This window comes from candidate division WOR-3 bacterium (assembly GCA_039802005.1).
Classification (GTDB): Bacteria; Hydrothermota; Tepidihabitantia; order SM23-42; family JAOAFX01; genus JAOAFX01.
The window spans coordinates 1-11937 of record JBDRVV010000049.1; the positions used below are offsets into that span (position 1 = coordinate 1).

Below are 11937 nucleotides of genomic sequence, written 5' to 3' on the forward strand. Positions count from 1 at the left end.
TCTTACATCATTATCACTTATTGATTTTATCTCTTGTGCCAAGAAATCTATTTCCTTTCTAACAGGGTATAAAAACCATTTATCTAAAAAGGTTTCCTTTTTATCCTGTTCAACTTTGATTTGAAATTTTTGAACTAATTGATTATAAATATGAAGAAATTTATTTTCTTTATCTTTTGCATATTCATTTTCGTTGATTATTTTTTTAGCAACTTTTCTTTTATATTCTGGTGACGGAAAATATTTGTCGTTAAACTTTGCAAGTTCTTCAAGTAACTGTTCTTCAAAAATAGTATTATTTTTAGTCTTCTGGAATGCCTCAAGTTTTAAAGTTAACTTATAAATTGTCTCTGTAAGGAGGCTTAAATTATGTCTTTCAACTTTCACTTCGGAAATTAGCACATTGAAAGAAGAGATATCTATTCCAATAGCGTGCATTCCAAGTTCATTTGCCTGAACTAAAGTTGTCCCACTTCCACAAAAAGGGTCTAACACTATATCGCCTTTTATGAAATAAACTTCTTTTTTAAATTCATCGATATGAGAATCAAGAAAATATTCTACCAATTGAGGAATAAATTTGCCCTTGTAAGGATGCAACCTATGAACATGCTTTGTTCTTTCTGCTTCCTTATAATGAGCAAATGACAAATGCCAATTAACATCCTCTCCTAATATCTTTTTCCAATAATTTTGTTTAGAAGAATAATCGTAATATGCCTTTAATTCGTCTACATTTATAAGAGGATTCCCATCATTTCCATATTTTTTTATTTTTCCATATTGAAGTAGATATGAGATATTTGAGATTGAAACCTTGCGATTCAAATATTGAGATGCCCAAATGCTTGCTTCTTTTAAACTAATCAGTTTTTTATCTTCTGCACTAAATAATATATTCTGTCTCATCGTTCACTTCTTTTTTTTAGCCAATCCAAACTATTTATTGTTGGCATAAATACTATAGAAATCATTATATTTTATTATATTTATTCCAACTTTTTTGTCAATGGATAACGGGCAGAGTAAACTCTGCCACTACATTTTATAAATAAAATTTCAAATCCGAATCAGCCAAGTAGCGCGGCGGGCAATCTAAATATTCACCCTCACCCTTTCCCTCTCCCTTCAAGGGCGAGGAAGTTAGTTGGAAAATTTCTCCCTTCAAGGGCGAGGGGAAAAAGCCGAGAAATTTTCCCTGAATCGTACTGCTACATCTTTCGGAGCATGGATTGGCGGGCGGCAAGTTTCCAGGGACTGACCGTCTGCGTGGTTGCCTTTGTAGCAACCGTTGTCTTTTGCTCCTGCAGGGTCTTTGTAATCAATGCAGCAATTGCCGCAATCTCGTAATTTTCCTTTTTGTATTCAATCTTGCCGAGAATCCGGTCAATAAAAGTCGTATCATATTCACCAGCAATAAACTGTGGATTTTCCATCACCAACAAATGGAATGGAATAGAAGTCTTTATCCCCCTGATTGTATATTCTTTCAATGCCCTTTTCATCCTTTCTATTGCTTCTCTGCGTGTCGGTGCCCAGACCAGTAATTTTGCAATCAAGGGGTCGTAGTAAATGGGAATCTCAAATCCTTCGTATATTCCACTATCAAGCCGAACACCAATACCACCTGGTTCAATCAATTCCGTAATCTTTCCCGTTGATGGCGCAAAATTATTTTCCGGGTCTTCAGCAGTTATACGGCATTCAATCGCCGAGCCATTGATTCTTATTTCTTCCTGTCTCAAAGACAACTTCTCCCCTGCTGCAATCTTGAACTGCTCCTTGACAATATCAATCCCGGTTACGAGTTCGGTAACCGGATGTTCAACCTGTAAACGGGTATTCATTTCAAGGAAATAGAAGTTTCTATCTTTATCAACCATAAACTCTACAGTCCCGGCGTTATTATAACCTGATGCCTTTACTGCCTTCTTTGCTGCTTCACCCATCTTTTCACGGAGTTCCGGAGTCATAATTGCCGAAGGTGATTCTTCAATTAGTTTCTGATGCCTTCTCTGGATTGAGCACTCCCTTTCGCATAAATGGACAACATTTCCATAATTATCCGCGAGAATCTGAAATTCTATATGCCTTGGCTGTTCCAGAAATTTCTCAATAAAAATCGTGGGATTGCCAAATGCTGATTGTGCCTCACCGGTTGCCTGTTTTATCGCAGTAGATAGTTCTTTTTTATCTCTGACAACTCTCATTCCTTTTCCACCACCACCACCTGCTGCCTTTATCAAAACTGGAAGGCCGATCTTCTCTATAACCTTCTGTGCCTCTGCCTCATCTTTTACTGCACCATCACTTCCAGGTATCACGGGCACACCTGCCTTGACCATTGTGACCTTTGAGGCAATCTTATCACCGAGAAGTTCAATCGCCTTTGAATTCGGTCCGATAAAAATAATGCCTACATCTTCGCAGGCTTTAGCAAACTGGGTATTTTCAGCAAGGAATCCATAGCCTGGATGGATTGCTTCGGCACCGGACTTCTTGGCAACACCAATTATCTTTTCAATCCTTAGATAGCTCTCGGTAGATGGTGAAGGTCCAATATAATAGACCTCATCTGCATAACGGGTATGTAGAGCGGTACGGTCAGCATCCGAATAGACCGTGACCGACTTTATACCCATCTCCCTGCAGGCCCTTAAGACCCGCACCGCAATCTCACCCCGATTGGCAACGAGTATTTTCTTAAACATTTTTTGCGAAGCAAAAATTAATGCAAACAGATTGATACGGATTCATGCAGATTTTATTGTAAATCGTTATACGGTTTCGCCGCCCGTATCGTCAATCGTCCAGCGTTTAACGATTCTAAAAAATCACCGCCAACATATAACCAAACAGGCAACCAAAACCTATAACGACAAACTAATAATTTAGGCATTTAGGAATTTAGGTATTTTGGACTTTTACAATGGTATATTCCCATGTTTTCTTGGTGGATTTGTATCACGCTTGTTCTCAATCATTTCAAATGCCTCAATCACACGCGGCCTGGTTTCAGAAGGTCTGATTATCGTATCAATATAACCCTTTGAAGCAGTCACAAATGGATTTGCAAACTTATTTGTATATTCATCTATAAGTTTTTTCTCTAATGCCTTGGGGTCTTTTGCCTCTTTTATTTCTTTTCTGTATAAAATTTTCACCGCACCATCCGGTCCCATTACTGCAATCTCGGCACTGGGCCAGGCAAAATTTATATCCGCACGGGTATGTTTTGAACTCATAACACAATATGCACCGCCGTAAGCCTTCCTCGTAATAACCGTAACCCTGGGCACGGTTGCCTCACAGAATGCATAAAGCAACTTTGCACCATTCTTTATCACGCCACCCCATTCCTGGGCAGTGCCGGGCAAAAATCCTGGCACATCAACAAATGTGAGAATTGGAATATTGAAACAATCACAGAAACGCACAAACCTTGCACCTTTCATTGCGGAATCACAATCCAATACTCCAGCAAGAACCGCTGGTTGATTTGCGACAACACCGATTGATTTTCCATTTAACCGCGCAAATCCTACAATTAGATTTTTTGCATAATGCTCGTGCACCTCAAGGAAATCACCATTGTCTACAACCCTTTTTATTACTTCATACATATCATAGGGTTTGATTGGACTATCGGGAATTATCTCATCAAGTTCCTTGTCCATTCTATTTATATCATCGGTACATTCTATCGTTGGCGGGTCTTCAAGATTGTTCTGGGGAATATGGGAAAGCAATTTTTTTATCAATTCAATACATTCAATCTCGGTATCCACGGCAAAATGTGCTACACCAGATTTTTCATTATGAACCATTGCTCCACCGAGTTGTTCAAAGGTAACATCTTCATGGGTTGCTGCCTTTACTACATCTGGACCGGTTAAAAACATATAGGAACCCTTTACCATTATCACAAAATCGGTCATTGCTGGAGAATATACTGCACCACCGGCACAGGGACCCATTATTGCGGAAATCTGTGGCACAACACCCGAAGCAAGGACATTTCTCAAAAAGACATCTGTATAGCCTGCAAGGCTATCAACACCCTCCTGAATTCGCGCGCCACCTGAATCTTTTAGTCCAATTATCGGGCAACCCATTTTCATTGATAAATCCTGTAGCTTACATATCTTTTCTGCATACGCCTTAGAAAGAGAACCGCCAAAGACCGTAAAATCTTCAGAAAATATACAAACATTCCTGCCATTTATCTTACCATAACCGGTTACCACACCATCGCCCAGAATCTTCTGTTTATCCATATCAAAGTCTGTACAGCGATGCGTAACAAACCTGTCCGTTTCTCTGAATGTTCCTTTATCAAGTAAAAGATCAATCCTTTCCCGTGCGGTCAATTTACCTTTATCATGCTGTGCCTTAATCCTTGCCTCTCCCCCACCAAGGAGTGCCTGCTTTTCAAGTTCTTCAAGATGCTTCAACTTGTCTTTGATTTTCATTATAACTCCTTAATTATAGTTTGATAAATCAAACTGCTTCAAATGTGCGATAAATCGCACCGCTACAACTTTGTTTTCTGTAGCAATCGCATCCATGCGATAATGTAGCGGTCGGATTTATCCGACAATTTCATTATTCATAGATCTCCTCCCAATTTATCTTTTCTTTCAACGGATGCTCATCAATATATTTTCTTATATTATATAATGCTTTTTCACTGCGAATCACATGTTCATAGTAATTCCATTCCCAGAAATTTTTATGGCCTGTTGTCTTTGTCACCAATGCTTTGTAGGTTCTAACAATTTCGCTCAGTGCAACTTCAGAATCTTCTAAAACAAAAATTGTATGTAAATGGTCTTTGCCAAACTTGTAATAATCAATTTTGACACCAGAAAATCGTCCTGGTAAAGATAATAATATTCGTTCCGCTTGCTCTTTATACCGTACAAAAAGAGGTTGCCGCATTGCAGTACAGATAGTTACAAAATAATAGCCGTTGGCTTTGTAATCATAATCTTTCAATCTTATTGATTTTCTTTTCCTCATAATTTTTTTGATACATCAAACCGCCAAACATGTGTGATAAATCGCACTGCTAAAATTAGAGGGATATCTTCTTCAAGGATGGTTTCCCTTCTTCTTCCTCCAAATATGCAAATACCACATTCGGGTCGTGTTCAAAGACCATAAGCCAGTGCTCATCGATCGCCTGACGTAGATATTTTTTCTTTAGGTCAACGAGTTCCATTGGGTAAAGGTCAAAACTCGTATGATAAGGAATTTTGATATGGGCAGAAGTAGAAATGAAGTCTCCCCAATAAATTGCCTTATTGCCTTCGGATTCAATGAAAACTGATTGATGCCCTTTTGTATGCCCGATCGTATTAATCACTTTTACACCAGGCACTATTTCATAGCTACCTTCTATAAGAACAAGTTGTCCGGAATTTTCAATAGGAATATAATTTTCCTTCATATAACTTGCTCTCGTCCGTTCATTGGGATGTGTTGCATCATACCATTCTTGTTTCTGGATTATGTATTTTGCATTTGGAAAACTTGGCACTATTTTATCAGCCACTATTCTCGTGTTCCAACCACAATGGTCAAAGTGTAAATGTGTATTTACTACAAAATGTATATCTTCAAATTTTAAATTTATCCGGTTCAATTCGCTCTCAAGATCAGGTGGCTGTCTCACACTGTATAGCTCACGGAATTTCTCATCAAGTTTATTTCCCATTCCAGTATCAACAATTATATTTGCATCAGGCGTTTTTATTAACAGACAGTTAATCGGTATCTCAACACGATTCAACTCATCAGGCTGGACTATTTTTGACCACAAAACCTTTGGCACTACACCGAACATAGTGCCACCATCAAGAAAGAACGAACCGTCGGAAACTGAAATTAATTCAAACTTGCCAAACTTCAACTTTCACTCCTGTTTTTCTATCTTATTTAATTTTTTTTCTATTGGTTTTAAAAATTGTTCAATCGTGATATAAGGATTTACTTTCATTAGTTTATCAAGTATTGCTTTTCGTTCTTCATCAGTTTTTGCATTTAAATATCTAATGCGCAGGCGCTCGGTCTTTTCACGCCTTTTCTCTCTTCTATGTAGTTCAGACTGACGGATTTGTCCTTTTTTCATAGAACCTCCTTGTAATGAAAATACCTAAATGCCTAAATTCCTAAACACCTAAAAAACCTGTTATCTCTTTGTCTTTTTTAATTACTTTTTTTTGGGCCGAACAGATTTTCGTCTTTCCTTTTTTTCGATGTTCCTCTCTATCCACTCAACTATTTCAGTAGTTGGCGTGCCTGGACCAAAAAGTTTTTTGACACCCATTTTTTCAAGTTTTTTCATATCGTCGAGGGGTATTATACCGCCACCAATTACTGGGATATTCGCCTTCTTTTCTTTTAGAAGTTTAAGAACTCTCGGGAAAATAGTCATATGAGCTCCGGACAGAATAGACAAACCAATAAGATCAACATCTTCCTGTATTGCTGCTTCAACAATTCCCTCACAGGTTTGATGAAGGCCCGTGTAAATAACTTCCATCCCAGCATCCCGCAGTGCTGCCGCCACAACCTTTGCACCGCGGTCATGTCCATCAAGACCAGGCTTGCCAACAAGGACTCGAATCTTTTTCATAGAAACCTCCTCTTCTAACGCAGTAATCGCAGTATCATCCCTATGAATTGGGATTCGCAGTATCGTCCTGACAAAAAGTCAGGACTTGCAGTATCGCCTTTGGCTTGCAAAGGCATCTCCTGCGAACGAAGTGATACTGCGAGTGAAACGATCCTGCAAGCGTAGCGATCCTGCTTTTTAAAATATGATCGGCTCACGATATACACCAAAGACTTCCTTTAATGTACCACACATCTCACCGAGTGTAGCATAGGCGCGAACACACTCAAGAATTCTCGGCATTAAATTTTCTCCGTTCTCTGCTGCCTTGCGCAAATCCTTTAATTTCTCTTTGACCTTTGCGTTATTCCTTTCTTTTTTGACCTTTTTCAAACTCTTTATCTGCTCTATTTCTACCTCCGGTGGGATTTTCAAAATCTCTATGTCGGGTTTCTCTTCTTCCTCAAAGATATTGATACCAACATGATATTTTTCTCTCTTTTCAATTGCCTGTTGATATTCGTATGCACTGCGTGAGATTTCTTTCTGGAAAAATCCTTTCTCAATTGCAGGCAGAACCCCGCCCAAGGCATTTATCTTATCAAAATATTCATAAACCCTCTTTTCCATCTCATTGGTTAGACATTCAACATAATAAGAACCGCCGAGCGGGTCAATCACATTAGCAACACCCGTTTCATAGGCAATCAATTGCTGTGTTCTCAAGGCAATCTTCACTGCCTTTTCTGTAGGTAAGGCATAAGTTTCATCCATAGAATTTGTATGAAGTGATTGTGTGCCACCGAGAACCGCTGCAAGCGCCTGGAATGCGGTTCTGATTATGTTATTCTCGGGCTGCTGGGCAGTCAATGTGCATCCTGCAGTCTGGGTGTGGAATCGCATCAACCAGGATCGGGGGTCCTGGGCATTATATTTTTCACGCATCAACTTCGCCCATATCCTTCTTGCCGCACGATATTTTGCTATTTCTTCAAAGAAATCAAGGTGAGAATTGAAAAAGAAAGACAATCTCGGTGCAAATTTATCAACCGGGAGCCCTGCTTTTATACCATATTCTACATAGGTAAATCCATTAGCTAAAGTAAAAGCAAGTTCCTGGACTGCAGTAGCACCTGCTTCGCGAATATGATAACCAGAGATTGAAATTGTATTCCACTTTGGGACATTATCCGAACAATAAGCAAGGATATCCGTGATTATCCTCATTGATGGCTCAGGTGGATAGATCCATGTCTTCTGTGCCTGATATTCTTTTAACATATCATTCTGGATTGTGCCGGTGAGAAGGTCAGCAGGCACACCCTGTTTCTCACCTACTACAATATACATTGCAAGAAGCATTGCGGCTGGTGGATTTATCGTCATTGATGTTGAAATTTTATCAAGGGGGATACCGTCAAAAATTATCTCCATATCCCTTAAGGTATCAACTGCCACACCACACTTACCCACTTCACCATGGGAAAATGGGTCGTCCGAATCCCTGCCATACAGGGTAGGAAAATCAAAGGCGACAGATAGTCCAGTCTGACCATGCTTCAGGAGATACTTATATCTCTTATTGGTATCTTTTGGAGTCCCCATTCCCGAAAACTGACGCATTGTCCAGAGTCTGCCGCGATACATTGTGGTTTGGACACCGCGGGTAAAAGGAAATTCACCAGGATAACCAAGGTCGCGCTCGTAGTCAAAACCGTGAAGGTCATCAGGAGTGTATAATGCCTTCAGTGGAACCCCGGAAACTGTCGTAAATTTAAAATCCCGCTCCTTACAGGTCTTGTATTTTTCCTCCCATTGTTTTTTCTTTGAATTAGACATCACACCTCCCTTGATAAATAAAATGCCTAAATACCTAAACTCCTAAATACCTAAAAATAAATGCAATTTGCGGTGTTTGAAGATAATTTTGTAAGGCAAGGCTTTAGCCTCGCAAAAATAATATGCAATCCGAAGGTTTGCCCTACATCTAATAAGTATTTCACCGCCTGATTAAAGATTTGAGAATCCTATTCGCTACTTTATAAGGACTTAATTTTCGCTCCATGATTCTTTCCACATACCTATCAAGTTCTTTATCATCAATCACTGATTCACGCAAATGCCTTTTTACCTCAACTTCAATCGTTTCGTGGATCTGGTTTAGAATGCGCTGTTTTCTTAAGTTTTTTAAATTTCCGCTACTTTTTAGATAATTTTCATGGTTATTAATTTCCTTTACAAGTTCTATTATACCAATCTCATCTGTAGCAATGGTTTTTAAAATTGGTACACGCCAGGAAGTCTTTGGTCTTAAATCAAAGGCAAATTTCAGTTCGGTCAAAAGCGCATCGCTCCCTTCTCTATCACCTTTATTTACTACAACAATATCTGCAATCTCCAAAAGTCCCGCCTTCATAGCCTGTATTGAGTCACCGGATTCAGGCACAAGCACAACAATCTTTGTATCACAAACCTGGGCAATATCAAGTTCTATCTGTCCAACACCGACCGTCTCAATAAGAATATAATCCATACCTGCGGCATCAAGAACCAATGCGACATCCTTTGTCTTTTTTGAAAGACCACCAAGACTACCACGGGTTGCCATACTGCGGATAAAGACATTTTTGTGTAATGATAGGTCACCCATCCTGATTCTATCGCCAAGTAGTGCACCACCAGAGAATGGAGAAGTTGGGTCAACTGCAATAATTCCTATTTTGAAATTTTTATCAAGGAATTTCTTGGCAATTGCATTTACCAGGGTAGATTTACCAGCACCAGGCGGACCGGTTATACCGATATGAAATGCCCTGCCGGTATAGGGATAAATTTTATCTAAAATATCGTATCCGGTATCATTCTCAACCTGGGTAATAATGCGAGCAATACTTAACTTATCTCTTTTTAAGAGACCTTTGATCAGATTCATTATGTTTTTATCTCTTCAAACTCACCGGTCTTTTTATTCTTACGCACATTGTCATAGGTAAAATATCTGCCATTCATGGCAATATATACACCCGGAGGCAAAATCTGAACGAATGCAAGGGCACAGCCAAGATTAAACATTCCATCTGAACTACCAAATGTATAAGGAACCATTGCACCCGTCAGCACAACTGTTTTGTTTTTCAAGCGGTCAGCTAAATATTTTGCGGTTTCAACCATCGTATCTGTCCCGTGAGTAATCACAATCCTATCTTCAGGCGTTTTGATACAATTTCGGGCAATTATTTCGCGGTCTTCATCAGTCATATTTCTGCTATCAATCATCATTAAAGTTCTAATTTCTACTGGAAGCCGGCATCTTCCAAGACGAAGCATTTGAGGAATATGGGTATCTTTGAAAAACAATTCCCCATTTAATTCGTTGTATTCCTTATCAAAAGTTCCACCGGTTATAAAGATTCTTATCGACATAAATTATTCTCCATTTTCATAAATTTTCAACTCTTAATTTTCAACCTGGCCTCTATCTTCGCCCAGGTATCTTTGATTGTAACTGAACGATTAAAAATGAGTTTCTCTGGTTTTGAATCTTTATCAACACAGAAATAGCCCAGCCTCTCAAACTGGAAAAAATCACCGGGTTTCACATCTTTGAGAGATGGTTCAAGTTTGCATCCTGTCAGAATTTTGAGAGAATCAGGATTTAAATTCTTCAAAAAATCACCGCCTTCATCCGGGTCGGGTGTTTTGAATAATCTGTCATATAACCTAACTTCGCCCTCTATGCAATGGTCGGCACTCACCCAGTGTAATGTTGCCTTTACCTTCCTTCCATCAGGAGAATCTCCACCACGGGTTGCAGGGTCATAGGTGCAGTGTAATTCTACAATATTTCCATCTTTATCTTTTACCACATCAACACATTTTACATAATATGCATATCTCAATCTGACTTCCCTTCCGGGTGCAAGACGATAAAATTCCTTTGGTGGGTCTTCACGAAAATCATCCTGTTCAATGTATATTATCTTTGAAAAAGGAATCTTTCTTGTTCCCATAGCCATATCCTCAGGGTTGTTTATTGCATCAAGTTCTTCTACCTGTCCTTCAGGGTAATTATCAATAATTACCTTAAGGGGACGCAATACCACCATCCTTCTTGGTGCCCTTTTATTCAAATCATCCCGCAGACAATGCTCAAGCAATGAGATATCAACAACTGTATTGTTCTTTGCCACCCCGATAATATCACAAAAGTTTTTTATTGCCTCAGGTGTATAACCCCTTCTTCTCATTCCCGAAATAGTCGGCATTCTCGGGTCATCCCAGCCGCTTACATATCCTTTTTCTACAAGTTGTAGTAATTTTCTTTTACTTAAAATCGTATAGGTGAGGTTTAGCCTCGCAAACTCAATCTGTTGGGGATGGTGTATCCCAAGTTCATCTAAGAACCAATCATACAAAGGACGGTGGTCTTCAAACTCAAGCGTACATATTGAATGTGTAATTCCTTCAATTGAATCTGACTGGCCATGTGCCCAATCATAGGTAGGATAGATACACCATTTGTTGCCTGTGCGATGGTGCGGCACATGTAAAATCCGATACATTATTGGGTCGCGCATATTAAGATTACCATGTTTCATATCTATTTTCGCCCGCAGGGTTTTTGAACCATCGGGAAATTCTCCTGCACGCATTCTTTTGAACAATTCAAGATTTTCTTCAACCGAACGGTTGCGATGCGGGCACTCTTTACCAGGCTCAGTAAGTGTCCCGCGCATCAGTCTTACTTCATCAGGTGAACAGTCACACACATAAGCCTTGCCTTTTTTAATCAAGGTTATAGCAAAGTCATATAGTTTTTCAAAATAATCTGATGCGTAGTATTCTCTATCACCCCAGTCAAAACCGAGCCAGCGAATATCTTCTTTTATTGATTCTACATATTCCACTTCTTCCTTTGTGGGATTTGTATCATCATATCTTAAATTGCATAAACCACCATATTCTTCAGCAATGCCAAAATCAATACAGATTGCCTTGGCATGACCGATGTGAAGGTAACCATTAGGTTCAGGTGGGAACCGCGTATGAACCTTTCCCCCGAACCTTCCGGTACGATTATGTTCATCAATTATTTCTCTTATAAAGTCTTTGGGTTTGGAATTATTCATTTTATTCCTTTCTTAATTTTGCTACGGACGAGTTTTACAAAAAATTTATGGATTACTGATTTTTCTCTTTCGGTATAACTCCTTTGAACAAGAAATTTGTAAAAATTCAGGAGTTTACCAAGAAGCCTTTTAGCATTTTTAAGATTTAGTTCATATTTCTTGTTGAATATATAACCATCGATCCATTTT

Annotated in this window: 12 protein-coding genes; all 12 read right to left on the minus strand. The window is 39.0% G+C overall.

Annotation, left to right across the window (positions count from 1 at the left end):
- On the minus strand, positions 1-909 hold a 909-nt coding region (locus ABIL69_11125), incomplete at its 3' end, for a DNA methyltransferase (GenBank protein MEO0124539.1).
- Positions 910-1211: 302 nt separating this feature from the next.
- Positions 1212-2711, minus strand: a complete 1500-nt coding sequence (locus tag ABIL69_11130; protein MEO0124540.1) for an acetyl-CoA carboxylase biotin carboxylase subunit — start codon at positions 2709-2711, stop codon at positions 1212-1214.
- Positions 2712-2924: 213 nt separating this feature from the next.
- A complete protein-coding gene (locus ABIL69_11135) occupies positions 2925-4472 on the minus strand; it encodes an acyl-CoA carboxylase subunit beta (protein ID MEO0124541.1) in 1548 nt (515 codons plus the stop codon).
- A gap of 133 nt (positions 4473-4605) precedes the next feature.
- Entirely contained in the window at positions 4606-5022 is a 417-nt protein-coding gene (locus tag ABIL69_11140; protein MEO0124542.1) for a transposase, read from the minus strand.
- Between the two features lie 55 nt (positions 5023-5077).
- Positions 5078-5914, minus strand: coding sequence for an MBL fold metallo-hydrolase (locus tag ABIL69_11145; protein MEO0124543.1), 837 nt, complete (start codon positions 5912-5914; stop codon positions 5078-5080).
- 3 nt (positions 5915-5917) lie between these two features.
- Positions 5918-6133 (minus strand): DUF6800 family protein, encoded by a 216-nt coding sequence (locus ABIL69_11150; GenBank protein ID MEO0124544.1) that lies wholly within the window; start codon positions 6131-6133, stop codon positions 5918-5920.
- Between the two features lie 81 nt (positions 6134-6214).
- Entirely contained in the window at positions 6215-6640 is a 426-nt protein-coding gene (locus tag ABIL69_11155) for a cobalamin B12-binding domain-containing protein (GenBank protein MEO0124545.1), read from the minus strand.
- 177 nt (positions 6641-6817) lie between these two features.
- Positions 6818-8458 (minus strand): methylmalonyl-CoA mutase family protein, encoded by a 1641-nt coding sequence (locus ABIL69_11160; protein MEO0124546.1) that lies wholly within the window; start codon positions 8456-8458, stop codon positions 6818-6820.
- A 160-nt stretch (positions 8459-8618) separates the two neighbouring features.
- The gene (meaB, locus tag ABIL69_11165) at positions 8619-9551 is read right to left on the minus strand and encodes a methylmalonyl Co-A mutase-associated GTPase MeaB (GenBank protein MEO0124547.1); all 933 of its coding nucleotides are present in this window, start codon (positions 9549-9551) and stop codon (positions 8619-8621) included.
- Positions 9551-10042 (minus strand): asparaginase domain-containing protein, encoded by a 492-nt coding sequence (locus ABIL69_11170; protein ID MEO0124548.1) that lies wholly within the window; start codon positions 10040-10042, stop codon positions 9551-9553. The genes meaB and ABIL69_11170 overlap by 1 nt, the downstream gene beginning before the upstream one ends.
- A 26-nt stretch (positions 10043-10068) precedes the next feature.
- Positions 10069-11748 carry a glutamine--tRNA ligase/YqeY domain fusion protein gene (locus tag ABIL69_11175; GenBank protein ID MEO0124549.1) on the minus strand — a complete coding sequence of 560 codons (1680 nt, stop codon included), beginning with the start codon at positions 11746-11748 and terminating at the stop codon, positions 10069-10071.
- Positions 11745-11937 (minus strand): hypothetical protein (locus ABIL69_11180; protein MEO0124550.1); only part of this gene is annotated, 193 nt, incomplete at its 5' end. The genes ABIL69_11175 and ABIL69_11180, both read right to left, overlap by 4 nt.

Bases quoted from the DNA above. Each gene is read 5' to 3' on its own strand.
- ABIL69_11175 (MEO0124549.1), bottom strand. From the start codon at position 11,748: ATGAATAATTCCAAACCCAAAGACTTTATAAGAGAAATAATTGATGAA.
- meaB (MEO0124547.1), bottom strand. From the start codon at position 9,551: ATGAATCTGATCAAAGGTCTCTTAAAAAGAGATAAGTTAAGTATTGCT.
- ABIL69_11135 (MEO0124541.1), bottom strand. From the start codon at position 4,472: ATGAAAATCAAAGACAAGTTGAAGCATCTTGAAGAACTTGAAAAGCAG.
- ABIL69_11170 (MEO0124548.1), bottom strand. From the start codon at position 10,042: ATGTCGATAAGAATCTTTATAACCGGTGGAACTTTTGATAAGGAATAC.
- ABIL69_11130 (MEO0124540.1), bottom strand. From the start codon at position 2,711: ATGTTTAAGAAAATACTCGTTGCCAATCGGGGTGAGATTGCGGTGCGG.
- ABIL69_11140 (MEO0124542.1), bottom strand. From the start codon at position 5,022: ATGAGGAAAAGAAAATCAATAAGATTGAAAGATTATGATTACAAAGCC.
- ABIL69_11155 (MEO0124545.1), bottom strand. From the start codon at position 6,640: ATGAAAAAGATTCGAGTCCTTGTTGGCAAGCCTGGTCTTGATGGACAT.
- ABIL69_11150 (MEO0124544.1), bottom strand. From the start codon at position 6,133: ATGAAAAAAGGACAAATCCGTCAGTCTGAACTACATAGAAGAGAGAAA.
- ABIL69_11160 (MEO0124546.1), bottom strand. From the start codon at position 8,458: ATGTCTAATTCAAAGAAAAAACAATGGGAGGAAAAATACAAGACCTGT.